18 protein-coding genes and 1 riboswitch are annotated in these 15731 nt (G+C 61.1%); of the genes, 6 read left to right on the top strand and 12 right to left on the bottom strand.

What is annotated here, in order from left to right; translation table 11 throughout:
* Nucleotides 1-34: 34 nt before the first annotated feature.
* Nucleotides 35-1387: a GntP family permease gene (locus MOP87_RS10650; RefSeq protein ID WP_027914937.1), complete on the bottom strand. Its 1353-nt coding sequence runs from the start codon at nucleotides 1385-1387 to the stop codon at nucleotides 35-37.
* Between the two features lie 109 nt (nucleotides 1388-1496).
* Nucleotides 1497-2036 (bottom strand): gluconokinase, encoded by a 540-nt coding sequence (locus tag MOP87_RS10645; protein WP_028687460.1) that lies wholly within the window; start codon nucleotides 2034-2036, stop codon nucleotides 1497-1499.
* A 205-nt stretch (nucleotides 2037-2241) separates the two neighbouring features.
* Between MOP87_RS10645 and MOP87_RS10640 the strand changes: the two genes are divergently transcribed.
* Nucleotides 2242-3261, top strand: coding sequence for a LacI family DNA-binding transcriptional regulator (locus MOP87_RS10640; protein ID WP_242810514.1), 1020 nt, complete (start codon nucleotides 2242-2244; stop codon nucleotides 3259-3261).
* 28 nt (nucleotides 3262-3289) lie between these two features.
* On the opposite strand, the gene MOP87_RS10635 is transcribed toward MOP87_RS10640, so the two are convergent.
* From MOP87_RS10635 to MOP87_RS10600, 8 genes are all read right to left on the bottom strand, one after another.
* Nucleotides 3290-6571: a transporter substrate-binding domain-containing protein gene (locus MOP87_RS10635; RefSeq protein ID WP_028687459.1), complete on the bottom strand. Its 3282-nt coding sequence runs from the start codon at nucleotides 6569-6571 to the stop codon at nucleotides 3290-3292.
* Between the two features lie 16 nt (nucleotides 6572-6587).
* On the bottom strand, nucleotides 6588-7202 hold the full coding sequence (locus MOP87_RS10630) for a response regulator transcription factor (RefSeq protein ID WP_027914941.1): 615 nt from the start codon (nucleotides 7200-7202) through the stop codon (nucleotides 6588-6590).
* A 220-nt stretch (nucleotides 7203-7422) separates the two neighbouring features.
* The gene (locus MOP87_RS10625) at nucleotides 7423-7665 is read right to left on the bottom strand and encodes a DUF1272 domain-containing protein (protein WP_110606443.1); all 243 of its coding nucleotides are present in this window, start codon (nucleotides 7663-7665) and stop codon (nucleotides 7423-7425) included.
* Nucleotides 7666-7728: 63 nt separating this feature from the next.
* Nucleotides 7729-8475: a precorrin-4 C(11)-methyltransferase gene (cobM, locus tag MOP87_RS10620; protein ID WP_028687458.1), complete on the bottom strand. Its 747-nt coding sequence runs from the start codon at nucleotides 8473-8475 to the stop codon at nucleotides 7729-7731.
* Nucleotides 8476-8509: 34 nt separating this feature from the next.
* Nucleotides 8510-8896 (bottom strand): cobalamin biosynthesis protein, encoded by a 387-nt coding sequence (locus tag MOP87_RS10615; protein WP_104926243.1) that lies wholly within the window; start codon nucleotides 8894-8896, stop codon nucleotides 8510-8512.
* Nucleotides 8893-9579: a CbtA family protein gene (locus tag MOP87_RS10610; RefSeq protein WP_110606444.1), complete on the bottom strand. Its 687-nt coding sequence runs from the start codon at nucleotides 9577-9579 to the stop codon at nucleotides 8893-8895. The genes MOP87_RS10615 and MOP87_RS10610 overlap by 4 nt, the downstream gene beginning before the upstream one ends.
* 10 nt (nucleotides 9580-9589) lie before the next feature.
* The gene (locus tag MOP87_RS10605) at nucleotides 9590-9781 is read right to left on the bottom strand and encodes a CbtB domain-containing protein (RefSeq protein WP_242810513.1); all 192 of its coding nucleotides are present in this window, start codon (nucleotides 9779-9781) and stop codon (nucleotides 9590-9592) included.
* Between the two features lie 87 nt (nucleotides 9782-9868).
* A riboswitch (cobalamin riboswitch) is annotated at nucleotides 9869-10092 on the bottom strand.
* Nucleotides 10093-10136: 44 nt separating this feature from the next.
* Complete coding sequence (locus MOP87_RS10600) at nucleotides 10137-10616, bottom strand: GNAT family N-acetyltransferase (protein ID WP_128610466.1); 480 nt, start codon at nucleotides 10614-10616, stop codon at nucleotides 10137-10139.
* Between the two features lie 134 nt (nucleotides 10617-10750).
* On the opposite strand from MOP87_RS10600, the gene MOP87_RS10595 reads away from it, so the two are divergent.
* The 4 genes from MOP87_RS10595 to MOP87_RS10580 all read left to right on the top strand — a co-directional run bounded on the left by MOP87_RS10595 (nucleotide 10751) and on the right by MOP87_RS10580 (nucleotide 13705).
* On the top strand, nucleotides 10751-11374 hold the full coding sequence (locus tag MOP87_RS10595; RefSeq protein WP_033695049.1) for a LysE family translocator: 624 nt from the start codon (nucleotides 10751-10753) through the stop codon (nucleotides 11372-11374).
* A gap of 20 nt (nucleotides 11375-11394) precedes the next feature.
* Complete coding sequence (locus tag MOP87_RS10590) at nucleotides 11395-12315, top strand: alpha/beta hydrolase (protein ID WP_128610467.1); 921 nt, start codon at nucleotides 11395-11397, stop codon at nucleotides 12313-12315.
* 45 nt (nucleotides 12316-12360) lie between these two features.
* On the top strand, nucleotides 12361-13224 hold the full coding sequence (locus MOP87_RS10585; RefSeq protein WP_110606445.1) for a pirin family protein: 864 nt from the start codon (nucleotides 12361-12363) through the stop codon (nucleotides 13222-13224).
* A gap of 220 nt (nucleotides 13225-13444) precedes the next feature.
* Complete coding sequence (locus MOP87_RS10580; protein WP_027914949.1) at nucleotides 13445-13705, top strand: DUF1652 domain-containing protein; 261 nt, start codon at nucleotides 13445-13447, stop codon at nucleotides 13703-13705.
* 33 nt (nucleotides 13706-13738) lie between these two features.
* Here MOP87_RS10580 and MOP87_RS10575 read toward each other — a convergent pair whose 3' ends face one another.
* Together MOP87_RS10575 and alkB are read right to left on the bottom strand one after the other, a co-directional pair.
* Complete coding sequence (locus tag MOP87_RS10575) at nucleotides 13739-14026, bottom strand: hypothetical protein (protein ID WP_049695925.1); 288 nt, start codon at nucleotides 14024-14026, stop codon at nucleotides 13739-13741.
* A 142-nt stretch (nucleotides 14027-14168) separates the two neighbouring features.
* Nucleotides 14169-14816: a DNA oxidative demethylase AlkB gene (gene alkB / locus MOP87_RS10570; protein WP_110606446.1), complete on the bottom strand. Its 648-nt coding sequence runs from the start codon at nucleotides 14814-14816 to the stop codon at nucleotides 14169-14171.
* 171 nt (nucleotides 14817-14987) lie between these two features.
* Between alkB and MOP87_RS10565 the strand changes: the two genes are divergently transcribed.
* Nucleotides 14988-15731 carry a gluconate 2-dehydrogenase subunit 3 family protein gene (locus MOP87_RS10565; protein ID WP_027914952.1) on the top strand — a complete coding sequence of 248 codons (744 nt, stop codon included), beginning with the start codon at nucleotides 14988-14990 and terminating at the stop codon, nucleotides 15729-15731.

Genomic DNA, 15731 nt, shown 5'->3' with positions numbered 1-15731 from the left:
CGGCCGTTCAAAGTGCCAGCACTCCGATCAACGGTCACACCACCAGCGACAGCGCCATGATGAATACAATGCCGACCACCGACAGCAGGGTCTCCATCATGCTCCAAGTCTTGAAGGTCTCGGCCACAGTCATGTTGAAGTACTGCTTGACCAGCCAGAAACCGGCATCGTTGACATGGGACAGGATCAGCGACCCGGCACCGGTCGCCAGCACCAGCAGTTCACGGTTGACCCCAGGCACCAGGTCGATCACAGGTGCCACGATTCCCGCACCGGTAATGGTCGCCACGGTGGCAGAGCCCGTGGCAATTCGAATCACTGCGGCGACCAGCCAGGCCAGCAGAATCGGTGATATCTCGGCCTGTACAGCCATTTGCCCGATCACGTTACCGACACCGGTATCGACCAGCATTTGCTTGAAACCGCCGCCGGCGCCAACGATCAGGACGATGGCAGCCGTGGGCGCGAGGCTGTGATCGAGCATCTTCATGATCTGTTGGCGGTTGAAGCCGCGCGCCGAGCCAAAGGTGTAGAACGCCAGCAGCAAGGCGGCGAGCAGCGCAGTGATGGGGTGCCCGATCAGGTCCATCCATTGGCGCACGATGTGCTCAGCAGGCAATACCACATCGGCGAAGGTCTTGAGCAGCATCAGCACCACCGGCAGCAAGACGGTGATCAAGGTGACGCTGAAGCTCGGCAGGTTGGCCTGGTCCGATTCCTTGGCGATCTGGTCCATCAGCTCCTGTGAAGGGTGCCCAGGGATATAGCGCGAGATGAAGTTGCCGAACAGTGGGCCGGCGATAATGGCCGTGGGCAGGGCCACGATCAGGCCGTAGAAGATGGTCTTGCCGATGTCGGCATGGAAGATGCCGATGGCCAGCAACGGCCCCGGGTGCGGCGGTACCAGGCCGTGCACGACGGACAGACCTGCCAGCAAGGGGATGCCGATCTTGATCAGCGACACTCCGGAGCGCCGCGCGACGATGAAGACCAGTGGGATGAGCAGGACGAAGCCAATCTCGAAGAACAGCGGGATGCCCACCAGAAAGGCAGCAAACATCATGGCCCAGTGCACGTTCTTCTTGCCAAAGGCCCGAATGAGGGTCTGAGCGATCTGATCGGCCCCGCCGGAATCGGCCATCAGCTTGCCCAGCATCGTACCCAGTGCGAGCACGATGCCGACGAACCCGAGCACGCCTCCGAAACCGTCCTGGAACGACTTCATGACCTTGGCTACCGGCATACCAGAGGTCAGGCCGAGGAAGCCGGCAGCCAGGGTGAGGGCAACGAAGGGGTGCACCTTGAAATGAGTGATAAGCAGGATCAGCCCGACGATGGTAACCAGCGCGTCGAGGAGCAGGAAAGTATCAGTAGCCAGTCCGAACATGGTGTATAGGCCTCGGTCTTATCGTTGTTTTTGGCGTAGCTTGTTGGGTAAGTCATTGCATGAATGGGCTAAGACAGCGCTGTCTTGACGGTCCGAAATGCGAGCAGACTCAGGCAGTCTGCGCAACACTGTGCTCGGCGCAGCGCTTGAGCCAGCCGTCGACCGCCTCGGCAAGCGCAACGATTGGCTGAGTGGCGTCCAGCGTCAGGGTGAGCGGTTCATCGTAGGGCGGCTCAAGGGCGGCGAACTGGCTCTGGATGAGGCTGGCCGGCATGAAATGCCCTGGTCGCGCCAGAACCCGTTGCTCAGCTTGGGCAGGGGTGAGCTCAAGAAAGACGAACATCAGCCCAGGCATCGCGCAGCGCAATGTGTCGCGGTAGCTGCGCTTGAGTGCGGAACAGGTAAGAATCGGCCGCATGCCGGCCTCACTCGTCGCTTGCATCTCCTGGCCCAGGCGTACCAGCCAACCGGCACGGTCATCGTCATCCAAGGGAATACCGGCGCTCATCTTGTCGATATTGGCCTGCGGGTGGAACGCGTCACCTTCGATCAGGTGTCCGCCGCTGTAGGCGGCGATGGCAGACGCAATGCAGCTCTTGCCGCACCCGGCCACACCCATGACCACGATGGCGGGCAGTGGAGAATTCATCTGTACCTCCTGCTGGGTGGGACAGCGCTGTCTTAGGCTCGGGCAGCGCGGTCTCCCCAATGTTTATTGATCTTGTGCTTACGCAGTATGGACGCCGTGCGGCAATCACCTGAGAGCAACCGGCAAACAGCCGTTGCCTACGTCCTGAGACAGCGCTACCTTAGAGGCCGTTCCCAGTCCTTGCAAGTAGTAAAATTACAACATTATGGCCCGCATTGGTTCGCGCACAACTGGTCGTCCCACCCTGGCTGAAGTCGCCAGACTGTCCGGGGTTTCCCCCATCACTGCATCCCGGGCCTTGCGCGGCGTCAGTACCGTGGCCCCTGAACTCGCGGCCAAGGTTGTGGCTGCGGCCACCGCCCTTGGCTATGTGGCCAATCCCGCCGCCCGCGCGTTGGCATCTGCCCGCAGCCACTCGGTCGTGGTGCTCATACCGTCGCTGTCCAATCAGTTGTTCATCGACACACTGGAAGCCATCCATGATGTGATGCGCCCACGAGGGCTGGAGGTGCTGATCGGCAACTACCACTACGATACCGCCGAGGAAGAAAACCTCATTCGCAATTACCTGGCCTATCAGCCTTGTGGCATGCTGCTGACCGGTTTCGAACGCACCGACGCTTCGCGTCAGATGCTCGCGGCCAGTGGCGTACCCTGCGTGCACATGATGGAACTGGACGGGGAGGCCGACGCGTTGGCGGTAGGCTTTTCCCAACACCAGGCTGGCCGGGCCGCAGCCCAACACCTGATCGAACGCGGTTGCACCCGGCCTGGATTTATTGCAGCACAGCTGGATCCCCGGGTCATGCAGCGGGCTGAGGGCTTTCGGCTAGCGCTGGCCGAAGCTGGATTGCACGCGCCCGAGCGGGAGGTCCTGACCCCGGCCCCGTCCTCGATCGCACTGGGAGGGGAGTTGTTCAGCCGCCTGATCAGGCAAGCCCCCGAGGTGGATGGCATCTTCTTTTGCAACGATGACCTTGCCCAAGGCGCGGTGCTTCAAGCGCTGCGCCAGGGCATCCGTGTCCCGCAGCAGGTGGCCATGGTCGGCTTCAACGATCTGCCGGCTTCGGCGCACATGGTGCCCAGGCTTACTTCCATTCGCACGCCAAGGGCTGCGGTGGGACGTGTCGCCGCCCAGGCGTTGTTGACGCTGCTCGATGGCAAAGCCGTGACGCCAGCCCGGCAGGACCTGGGGTTTGAGCTGATGGTGCGAGAAAGCTCCTGAGGTTTCACGCGCACCTGGTGCGAGTGACTCAATTCGGCTCTGATGGTCTGGGCATGGCTTCCAAGGTAGCGATCAGGTCTTTGTGCAGTGTTTGCAGGGTGTCCTGGAGTACCCGACACAAGTTGTCTACAGGATCACCTGCTACAAGCGCCTGCTCGAGTGCTTCGCAGTCGGCGACCAAGTGACGTACCTTAAGCATCTTGGCCCCACCCTTGATGCGGTGAACCAATGCCTTGAGCGTCCCGTCCGGAGGCTGCCCATCCAGGGTGCGCAGCGTTGAAAGGTCTTCGGCCACGCTTTGCGACAATTGCTCGATCAGATGCCTGATCAAATCGTCGTCGTCGCGGGTCAAGTGACGCAGCTCGGCCAGGTTCAAGCCGCCGGGCCGGGCAGGTGCAGGGGCTGCTGGTGGCTTGCGAGCCGCCTGCGGCAGGTGTGCCTTGAGGCCATGCAGGCCGATAGGCTTGAACAGGCAGTCATCCATCCCGCTCGCCAGGCATCGCTCCCGCTCTTCGGCCTGGGCATTGGCGGTTACCCCCAGAATCGTCGCGGGCGACAGTCCTTGCTGGCGCTCTTGAGCACGGATACAGCAGGCCAGCTCATGACCGTCCATCACAGGCATGCTGCAGTCGGTGATCACCACGTCAAAGCGCGTTTCTCGCCACAGCTGCAACGCGATTTCGCCGTTCTGCGCCTGGGTCACCTGATGGCCCAAGGCGCGCAACTGACGTTCAAGCAACAGCAGATTGGCCGGGTAGTCGTCCACGACCAGGATGTGCAACGGGCAAGCATCAAGGCCCGTGGTTGGGTCCTGCCCGTCAGAAATGATCTGGGGCGTACACTGGGGCAGGGCCATGAGGATCTGGACCCTGGTACCCACTCCCTCCACACTCTGCAGTGTCAGCGTACCGCCCATGAGCTCGGCCAGGGCACGGCTGATGACCAGGCCCAGCCCAGTGCCCTGGCGCGCACGGGGCCCGTCGACCTGTACGAATGCATTGAACAGGCGTGCCTGGTCCGCAGGGCTTATGCCGATACCCGAATCGCGCACACAGAGCTCGACGCGCTGGAGTTCGCCCTGTACCGAGGTGCGCATCGCGGTGTGGACTTCACCACGGTCGGTGAACTTGATCGCATTGCTGATCAGGTTCGACAGCACCTGCTTCAGGCGCGCAGCATCTACCTGGACCCAGACCGGTTCGGTGGGTAGGTCACAGGCGAGCTCAAGGCCCTTGAACCTCGCATTGCCTTCGAACACGCGAAGGGTAGCGCGCACCAGGTCCACCAGGTCGGTGGGGATCGGCTGCAAACTGATGTGGCCTGACTCGATCCTGGAAATATCGAGAATATCGCCTATCAACCCTAGCAGCCCCAGTGCCGACTCATGGGCTGTCTCGAGCATGTGGGTATCGCATCGACCGGCGCGACTGTCCTCGAGCGCCAGTTCCAACAAGCCGAGCACGGCGTTCATGGGGGTGCGTATCTCATGGCTCATGGTGGCCAGGAACGTGCTTTTCATGAGGCTGGCCTGCTCGGCTTCATCCTTGGCATGGCGAAGTTGCTCCAGCAAGCCTCGGCTCAGCGCCAGTTGTGTCTGCAGGGCGCGCTCGGCTTCGACCCGCTTCTGGATCAGTTTGCGCAGGTAGCTGTTCCAGAAGACGACACCTGCGATCAGCAACGCGGCAATCACCAGCACCTGGAGCGCCAGTTCTCGGTAGTTGCGCCATGGGCTGTCGCTGACCACGGTGCTCGTCCTCCAGCGATTGATCAGTTGCTCAAGTTCTTCGGGCGCTATACTCAGCAATGCTTTGTCCAGGATCGATTGCAGTTGGGGTTGATCGGCCGCGACGGCAAACGCCGCAACGGCTGGGTCTTCGTCAAGGATGCTCGCGATCTGAAGGCGGTTCTTGAAGACGTGACTGATGTAATAGGCCGCGTTGATATGGCTACTCAACGCGGCATCAGCGCTGCGATTGACAACCGCCTCCATCAGGTCCAGCGGGTTGTCGACTTCGACAAGCCGCGCCCGGGGGTAGCGCTGCTGGAGCATGGCGCGTTGCGGAGAATTGCGAATAAATGCGATTCGTTGCGGTTCAAAGCGCTTGATGCCGGCTTGCGAAGGGTTATCGACGCGGGTAACGAGCACGCGCGGGCTGATCAGGTAGGGCCGTGTGTAGCGCACTTGTTTGGACCGTTCAGCGCCGTAACCCAATGCGCCGATCATCAGTGCGTCGCGCTGGCCCAGACGGTCGATCATGGACTGGGCAGACTCGGCTTGCCTGGTATGAAAATGCAGCCCGGTCCTTAGGGTAATTTGTTTAAGCAGGTCCAGGGTTATGCCACTGGGTCGCTGCTGATCATCGTAGAACGTCAAGGGTGCCAAGGCCGGATTGATCAACACGTCTACCACCGGGTGAGCCTTGATCCAGGCTTGCTCCTCATCTGTCAGTACACTCAGGTGGCGCTGCAACAAAAGACTGGTATTGCTGTTGCTCCAGCGCTTGAGGATGGCCAGGCGCTCGCTTTCCCCAATCCGGCGCAGTGCCTTGTCGAGCAGTTGACGCAGCGCATCGTTATCGCGTGCCACTGCAAAGGCAAACGCTTCTGGGACGATGGGTGAGAAGTGATCGATCCGCAGGGCACCTCTGAAGGTCTTGCCGATCAGATAGTCTGTGCTGATTGCATCGCCCAGGTAGGCATCGGCTTCGCCCATAGCCACAGCGGCAAGGCCAGCCTGGGTGGAGCGATACAAAACCAGCTGCGCTGCCGGGTAAAGGGCGCGGGCACGATTGGCGGGTAGATAATGGTCAACCATGGCCAGACGCAGCCCTGCAAGATCGTGGGCCGGTGCAAGACGCTGGCCTTCGCGCGTGACGATCACTGGCAGGTCATCGGCATACGATGTACTCAGGCTCAACCCAGCGTCTGCAGCCTCAAAGCTGTTGGAGCTGCCCAGTACGTCCACACGTCCTTCATGCAGCGCCTCAATGGCCTGATAACGGCTATCGAAACGCTTTACTTCGACGGCTATACCCAACAACTCAGCGATGATGCCGACGTAATCCGCTGTTAGACCTTCGTAGTCACTGGGACTTACGTTGATATCAAATGGTGGATAGTCCGGCCGTGAGGTGCCCAGCACCAGGCGCTTGCGAGCGTCCAGCCACTGGCGCTCGGCCGTTTGCAGATTCAAGGGCTGCGTGGCGCTCACCGAACGGGCCAGCAAACTGCGCGTCTCGCTCGCCAGCGACTGCGCGACAGGCCCTGCCAGTACCATCAGCAGGAGGGTACTGGCCAGCAAACGTTTAATCGTCATGCACCGCTCATCAGTAGACGTGGTTGCGCTTGGCCAGGTCCACCATTTCCACCAGCGACTCGGTCTTGAGCTTATCCATGATCCGGCCACGGTAGGTGCTGATGGTCTTGGCGCTGAGGTTCATGCTACTGCCGATGTTCTTGTTGCTTTCTCCACGGGCCAGACGCCTGAGAACCTCCATTTCGCGGTTGGAAAGGCTCGCCAGGCGCATGGGCTCGCTTTCGAGCGAATTGCTGTTGACCGACATCTGCGGGAACGTCGAATAGCCTTTTACCAGGGCCTTGAGCGCGAACAGCAAGGCGTCGTGATCTTCATCCTTGGTCACGAATGCGCCGATGCCTGCGTCCAGACAGCGGCGTACATACAAGTCGGTCGCCTGGCCAGTGAGCACCATGATCTTGGGCACCTGATCGAGTGATTGTAGGCGCTTGATAACTTCCATTCCGTCCAGCCCAGGCAAACCGATGTCGAGAATCACCACGTCCGGTTTGAGCTCGCGTGCCATTTGCGCGACTTCACTGCCATTGCCCACTTCTGCAACGACATTGAAACGTTCATGTTCGAGCAGCATGCGCAGGGACATACGGACGACGGGGTGGTCATCCACGATCAGCACATTGGTCATTGGGAAAACTCCTGTTCAGATATGGTCCGCTTCCTGGGACACTCAGGAATACTTCTGTAAGCGGGTTAGTCAGAAGCGCAGCAAGATACGACCATTACCGAACTTTGATAATGCCGAGTATAGAAGTGTTGAATAACCTTGAAGGAGCCGATGAAAAATCCTACAAAAAGGCGGGCGGTTCAGCAGCTTGTGGCCTCGCGTTGGCTGCCGAACCGTATCATCAGGTACAGGCAGTGTGTACTTTGTTTACGCGCAGTGAAGATGCAGGGTGTTCAGCCAACGATTTGCCCACGCGCGCGGGACGAATCGAAAGAACGCCCTGGCAGTTGGGGCATCGACCATTCAAGCGTCCCTGCGCACACCCTCGGCAAAACGTGCATTCGAAGGAGCAGATGAAGGCATCGAGGCTGTCACCGGGCAGGTCGGCATCGCAACACTCGCAGTTGGGGCGTAATTCCAGCATAGGCGTGGTTCCTGTCGGGAGGGTCTGGAGGCAGTGTGCTCCGGGCTGGAACTGGCTCGCAAGCTAGGCGCGGTACAGGTGCGCATGTCCGGCACGGTAAAGGGCCGATTCGGCGAACGGCGTGTCACCCAGCACTCGGCCCACCACAATCAACGCGGTGCGGCGATAACCTTTGAGGGCGGCGCGCTCGACGATGTCGTCCAGTGTGCCTCGCACCCAGTCCTGGTCCGGCCAGGTGGCGCGGTAAACCACGGCAATGGGGCAGTCGCCACCGTAGTGAGGCCGCAGCTGCTCAACGATGCGTGCCAGGTGCTTGACCCCCAGGTGAATGGCTAGCGTCGTGGCATGACGCGCAAGCGCCTCCAGCTGCTCGCCGGCTGGCATGGGCGAGCTGTCTGCGAAGCGGGTAAGGATCACGCTCTGAGCGACGTCGGGCAAGGTCAGTTCGCACCCCAGCAACGCGGCGCTCGCAGCCACGGCGGTGACGCCCGGCACAATCTGATAATCGATGCCAAGACGCTGTAGGTGGCGGATCTGCTCACCGATAGCGCCATAAAGACTCGGATCACCGCTGTGCACGCGTGCGACATCCTTGCCCTGGGCATGGGCGCACGCAATGGCGTCGATGATCTGCTCAAGATGCAGTTCTGCGCTGTTGATCAGGGTGTCGGCGCAGTGACCTTCCAGAACGGCAAGAGGGACCAGGGAACCGGCATAAATGATGACAGGGCAGGTGCGAATCAGGCGCTGCCCCTTGACCGTGATCAGCTCGGGGTCGCCGGGGCCGGCGCCGATGAAATAAACCGTCATGGTATTCCTGAATGATTGACAAGGGTGAGCGGGATCAATGAGCGATGGCGAGGGTCGCAGGGCCCAGGGTTTGACGCGTGATCAGAAGCTTCGTTTCGCCATTGTACTGGTCGGCCATTGCCAGTGCTGCACTCTCTGCCACGCCCCAGCACCCGCTGTGCGCAAAAGCGACGGCTGAGCGGTGGCTCAGATGCGCTTCGAAGCGATTCAAGTGCGGTGCAGGGTAGAACAACAGAGGCAGCGCCAGATGGCTTGCCAATGCATGCAGCCCCGGCTCGTGCGCCTTGAGATCGATGCTGGCGATACCGTGGAGGTACGCAGCGTCCAGGCCCCGCTGAGCGAGGCCTTGTTCGAGCAAGGTCAACAACCTGTCCATCGGGCAACCACCACGGCAGCCAAACCCTGCATAGAACGGCTTCACACCGAGCGGCTGAAGCGACGATACAGGCCTGCGCTGATCAGGCCAAGGGCGAGCCAGAATGCTGCATTGGTAAGCCAGGACGCCACCTGGAACTGGGTCTCCAGGGCTGCTGGAGCCAAACTCTGGTGCACTTCAGGCTGAGGGGCGCCTATGACGTGCGGCAACACCAGGACAATGACGCCCAACACCTTCAATGCCCAATGGCGGGCGAACACCAGCAGTGCGAGGCCTACGGCCGTGGCACCCGCAGCGCCAGCCCACCAAACCTGTCGCTGCGCCAGGTCCGCCGCCGCGGTTCCCGGGAGCTCCGGCGGCAATCCGAGCGTGGGCGCCAGACAGAACACGGCGAAACCAGCAAGGCCCCAGGCAGCACCGCTGGCCGTGGTGCGCGGTTGGCGCAGGCTGTACAAGCCAGCCAGTATCAAGGCGAACCCCACTGCCACCACCAGGTTGCCGCCGGTGGTCGAGAGCGTGCGCTGCCAGCCCTCTTCAGGCGACCAGGCCTCGTCACTGTGCTCATGGGCGGCCTCGGTACCTTGGGCATGCGAATGTGCCGTCGCCGACGCCTCGTATGTCTCCGCTTGCAGGATCAACGGGCTGACCCACAAACTTTGCAGTACGGTCAGCAACAGTGCCGCCAGCAGTCCGCTAAAGCCCGCCGTACGGGCGATGTGCGTGATCATGGGCGGCAACTCAGTGACAGGGGAAGGCGGCGCTGTGACGGGTGTCATGCGCAGCATTATGAACGGCTTCGATGTGCGAGAAGCCGGCAAAGTAAACCAGGCACAGGCCCAGCAGGCCGGCGCTTGCAGCCAAGACAATGCGTTGACTGAGGGATACGGATGCAACGATGCTGCTAACGTGCGGGCGGGTAGTGACGGGCATTGGCGCCTTCCTCTGCGTGTAGGCGACGGGCAGGCGCGGCAGCTGCGGGCGATACCCGCAGGAATGCGACAGCGCCCGCCCACCGCGGGGTGTTGATGAACGTCAGGCCGGTCTCCGGGCTTGCGAGGAGGAGGGTATCTCCTGGGCAGCGTCACCTTCCCATGCCGTATCTGCTGGCACAGTGGTAAAGACGCCTCACTCGCTTACCGTTGCGGGGGCAGCACCGGAATAGTCCAGGCCTATAAGGCAAGCCTGCGACGCACCGATTTCCCGTTTCACCCTCTAGGGGCACCTGACGCAATGCGATAGAAAAGCACGCGGCCCGCGTTGCGTCAAATGCACAGGCTACGCTCGATCATTGCTGGGCGAAGGCAATCAGCCGCTCGCCATCGAGCCGATAACGCAGCCACTCCGTTTGCGGTTGCGCCCCCAGTGCGTCATAGAACCCGATGGCCGGCTCGTTCCAATCCAGCACACTCCATTCAAGGCGACCGCAGCCTTTGGCAACCGCCTGCTTGGCAATGTACCTGAGCAACTGGCGCCCGGCGCCATCGCCACGGTCGTTGGGCGAGATGTAAAGGTCTTCCAGGTAGATGCCATTGCGCCCGAGCCAGGTCGAGTAATTGTAGAAGTAGATGGCAAAACCAATCGCACGGCCTTCACGTTCGGCCATCAGGCAATGAACGGTGCTGTCGGCGTCGAACAGGCTGCGCTCGATGTCCTGGGTAGTGGCCAGTACCTCTTCTCGGGCGCGTTCGTACTCGGCCAATTCGGTAATGAAGTCCAGAATTTGTTGGGCATCGGTGCGTAGGGCAGGGCGAATTACAAGACTCATCGAGCGCTTATCCTTTGTCGGCTGCGAGTGATACAGCTATGTGTATCTGCAAAATTCTCTATATCTGTACTGCTAGGGGGCAAAGGGCTATGGGCTAGTGTGAACCCTTTCCTGAACCCAGTGGAATACCCGTCATGTTCGCCTCGCTCGACCTCTTGATCGCCTTCGTGCTGTTCGCTTTCGTTTCTTCCATCACCCCCGGGCCCAACAACACCATGCTGTTGGCTTCGGGCGTGAATTTCGGTGTGCGCCGCTCGGTGCCACACGCGCTGGGCGTCAGCGTCGGGTTCATGGTCATGGTCCTTGCCGTCGGCTTGGGTCTGGGAGAGGTCTTCAAGGCCTGGCCTGCGCTCTATACCGTGTTGCGCTATGCCGGAGCGGCCTATCTGCTGTACCTGGCCTGGAAAATTGCCACCTCAGGGCCGGTTGGCACCGCCTCTACGGCAGAGCCAAAGCCGATTGGCTTTTGGGCCGCGGCTGCCTTCCAATGGGTCAACCCAAAGGCTTGGGTGATGGCCATAGGTGCGATAACGACCTACACCCCAGCGCAAGGCTACGTTGCCAACGTGGTGGTCATCGCCGCCGTGTTTGCCTTGGTGAACTTGCCCAGCGTCGGTGTGTGGGTCATGTTCGGCAGTGCCCTTCGTGGCCTGCTGCAAAACCCACGCTGGCTGATGCTGTTCAATGTCCTGATGGCTGCACTGCTGGTCGTTTCGCTCTACCCGCTGCTGTTTGTAGAATCTACGTTCCACCCTTGAGGCAGAAGGCAGCGCCCACCATGCAACTGACACCGTGGTCCCACGATTGTAGCGAAGGGTTCACCCTGCGCGGCTGGCGCAGCGAGCCTACAGGGCGGCCCCTGCTGCACTTTCTGCACGGCAACGGGTTTTGCTCGCTCGCCTACCAACCGCTGCTGATGCAACTGGGGCAACACTTCGATCTCTGGCTCAGCGACGTTCAGGGGCACGGAGACAGTGACCACGCAGGCCCGTTCCGTGGCTGGAACCGCACGGCAGCGCTGGCGGCTGAAGCTTTCAGCGCGCATGTGGCTGAGTACGCAGACGTACCCCGCCTTGCCATCGGCCACAGCTTCGGCGGGGTGCTCACCGGGTTGTTGCTGGCCAGTGAGCCGCAGTTGTTCGAGCGCGCTGTGCTGCTCGACCCGGTGATTTTCAGTAGGCGCATGCTGTTTTCGATGAAGCTGGCCGCCTGCTTCGGGCTGAACCGGCACCATGCGCTGGCGCGCAAAACGGCCGGCAGGCGCAGCACCTGGCCCGACCGCCACTCAGCCATGATTTCCCTGCAAGGGCGGGGCATCTTCAAAGGCTGGAGCGACGCGGCATTGCAGGCCTATGTGTCGCATGCGATCGCCGAAGGCGAGGGCGGCGTGCTGCTCAAGTGTCGCCCAAGCCGCGAAGTGGACATCTTCAGTACCTATCCGTCCCACCTGTGGTCAAGCCTGTCGCGTATCGGCGTGTCGACGCGTGTGCTGTACGGCAGCCAGACTTACCCTTATGTGCGGGCCTCGGCGTTACGGCTGGCAGCGCTCAACCCTCATGTCAATGTTCAGGAGGTGGGCGGCGGACACTGTTTCATGCAGGAATACCCTGAGGCTGCGGCGCAGGAGGTGCTGGCTTTCCTTCGACCCAGCGTCCTACCGGTAGAACAGGCTGGACCGTTTCAGGTAGCTAGCCCGTGAGTCGATGCAACGTTAAGGTGGCACCCGGACGTTGAGGAGCGCACGATGAAGACGATTTTGCATACCCATTCCAATCCTGCCGGGCACTGGGTAGGCGATGGCTTTCCGGTGCGAAGCCTGTTCACCTATGACGACGACGTCAGTCGCACCAGCCCGTTTCTGCTTCTCGATTACGCCGGGCCCCACACCTTCGCCCCCACCTCGACGCGTCGCGGCGTAGGGGCTCATCCGCACCGGGGTTTCGAGACAGTCACGATCGTTTACCAAGGCGAACTGGAGCATCGCGACTCAACGGGCGCCGGCGGAGTAATAGGACCGGGTGACGTTCAGTGGATGACCGCTGCAGACGGCATCGTTCATGAAGAGTTTCACTCACCTGGATTCGCCCGCAGCGCAGGCGTTTTGGAGTCAGTGCAACTGTGGGTGAACCTTCCGGCCCGATTCAAGCGCGCTCCGGCCGGCTATCAGACCCTGGGCAGCGCCGATATCCCCACGGTGAATCTGGGTGCGGGCGCGGGCAGCCTGCGTGTGATCGCAGGTGAGTACCAGGGGGTGAGCGGGCCGGCGCGCACGTTTACGCCGATGGACGTGTGGGACCTGGACCTTGAGGCCGGCGCTAAACTGGTGCTCCCTATCCCGGCAGGCCGCACGGCTGCGGTGGTGACCCTGCAAGGCGGTTTGCGGTTGAACCAGGTCAGCGAGGCCGGCCCGTGCTCAGTGACGGTATTGGCCCGTGACGGTGCCGATGTGCTGCTTGAAGCCCTGCAGCCCGCCCGTGTGCTGGTGCTGAGCGGTGAGCCTATCGACGAGCCTGTGGTGGCATACGGTCCCTTCGTGATGAACACGCGGGAAGAAATCATCGAGTCCATCGAAGGCTTTCAGTTGGGGAAGTTCGGCCGTATGCCCTGAACGCGCACCGTCCTGGAGCGCGAAGAACCACCCGTCGCACCGATTCGACACGGCTCGAACTACCCAGCACCGCTCGGGTTCTTCAGCTAAGGTGCAGATGGAACCCCGCACGATCGATAACGCATATCCACATGCGCACCGACAGGTTCCTCTTCCTGTGGCCCTGTGCCTGGCCCCAGGCCTGTCCCACCGCAAGTTAATCCAGAGAGGGCTCTCTGCCATGTCACTGTTAGGCGTATCGACACTGGAACTGCGACAGATGATCGAACAGGCATGCTTGCCAGATCGTTGTGAAATCAACTGTGCCGATGGCTCACACCTGACCATCCGGCTCGGCAATGGTCAGGATCTGACAGAGGCCGTCACGCTTTGCGATGTTCCGCTGAGCAGTCTGAACAGCAGCAGGGACTTGGTTAACCTGGTCGGCCAATTACACGCAATGCGTGACAGTGCTCCCATGCACTCGAAGAAATTAGCCTGACCGCGCGGCGCAAAGCTCGCTTCTAACCTGCCGTCACTGCAACTCAAGCAGAAGATTGAGCCCACCGTCGCCGCACTTGCCCTGGTCTCTGACAACGCCATGGTAACTGCGCCCGTCCCAGATGAACGCGACACTGTGCGCACGGTGCACCTTATTAGGCAGAGGCGGGCAGATGTGCAGACGCAGTGCAGGCCGACCTTGCAGGTTGAGCGGCGCAAGCTGGCACTGGCACTCGACGCTTTGCGCCACGGGACCGAACAGGGTGTCGCGGACGTAGTCGAGTTGCACCGATGCATTTGGAGCGCGGCCTGGCATTCTCATGATCGCTGCTCTCTGATCGAAGTACGTGCTAGGGCATGCAGATTTGTCATGACGATCTCCTGTAGGAAAGGCATTCGAGGAGGTTGCAGGCTGCATGGGAGCCCGGTCCCGCTCCATGCGTTCAATTCGATTGCTTCGTCGTTCAGGCCCCTGCCTTGCGAAACGTCAGGTTGATGCGCCGCGGGCCCATGCGTGGGTGCACGCCAGGCTTGATGGGCAGGACGCCATGAAAGCGTAGACGGTCTTCACCACCCCACACCAGCACATCGCCATGATTCAAGGCAATACGCTGGGTCTTGTCCGCGCGTTGCAAGCCACCCAACAGGAACACGGCAGGCAAACCCAGGGAAAGGGACACGATGGGTTGGCTGAAATCCTGCTCATCACGATCCTGATGCAGGCTCAGACGAATGCCCGGCAGGTAATGATTGATCAGGCACGCATCCGGTACGAAGCCATCGAACCCTGCACGCGCAGCGCACTGCGTGGCCAAGGCCAGAAGCACGGGCGGCATCATCGGCCAGGGTCTGCCGGACAGCGGGTCCACGGGGCTGTATCGGTAACCGCGTTCGTCACTGATCCAACCGAGTGCGCCGCAGTTGGTCAGGCCCACAGCCATGTTCAAACCGCCAGGCGTACGCATGTGCCGCCATGGCGCTGATCGCAGGATCGGGCGAAGCGCATCCAGTACGTGCTCGACGTCATCTAGCGCGACGCCAGGCAACAGTATCGTGCGGGGTGCCAGCTGCTGCGGTTGGGCCCCGAACAGGTCCAGATCGGATTGGATCATCAGTCTGACTATTCCAGTAAGCCTGTTATCCAGCAGAAGAAAGCTGGCGTCTTTGAGCGTTCACTATCAGTCAGTCGCCAAATAATTCAAAACGTTTCTGAACGCCATTCGTCCGTTGATGGTCTTCATCGTGCCGTGGCCGCGGTAGCCGATTGACGATGAGGATTACATATGTCTGAGCATGTACCGGACAACCCCCGCAGGGACTTCCTGCGCAAGACCTTGACCTTGATACCGGTGGTAACGGTGGCCAGTACCGGTATTGGGCTGGGCGCAGCCACCGCCCTGGCCGAGCCGGTACGCCCGCCTGAGCAGCCTGAAGCCAAACCCGCTGACACTGCCTACCATCCTGCGTTCTTCACCCCAGAGGAGTTCGCCTTCGTCCAGGCAGCGGTCAGCCGGCTCATTCCAGCCGACGCGCTAGGGCCTGGTGCCCTCGAGGCCGGCGCTGCGCAGTATATCGACCGTCAGATGGGCACGGCCTACGCCAGCGGCGGGCTCTGGTACATGCAAGGCCCGTTCGAGGCCGATGCGGCACCCGAGCTTGGCTATCAATTGCAACTGACCCCGCAGCAGATCTACCGCTTGGGAATTGCAGGTGTGCACCAATGGTGCCTGGCCAACGGCAACAAGGCGTTTCACGCGCGCAGCCCCGAGCAGCAGGACGAGGTGCTGGCGCAGTTGGAGTCTGGTGAGCTGGCGTTGAAGGAGGTGCCGGCCAAAGCATTTTTCAGCCTGCTGCTGCAGAACACGCGCGAAGGCTTTTTCTGCGACCCGGTGCATGGGGGCAACCAGGGCATGGTCGGCTGGAAACTGATCGGTTTTCCCGGCGCGCGCGCCGACTTCATGGATTGGGCAGAGCGTAACGAGCGCTACCCGTTCCCTCCTGTGTCCATCCGCGGCGAGAGGGCTTGA

This window comes from Pseudomonas sp. I3-I5 (assembly GCF_022699445.1).
Classification (GTDB): Bacteria; Pseudomonadota; Gammaproteobacteria; order Pseudomonadales; family Pseudomonadaceae; genus Aquipseudomonas; species Aquipseudomonas fulva.
This window is presented reverse-complemented; position numbering and strand designations above follow the sequence as displayed.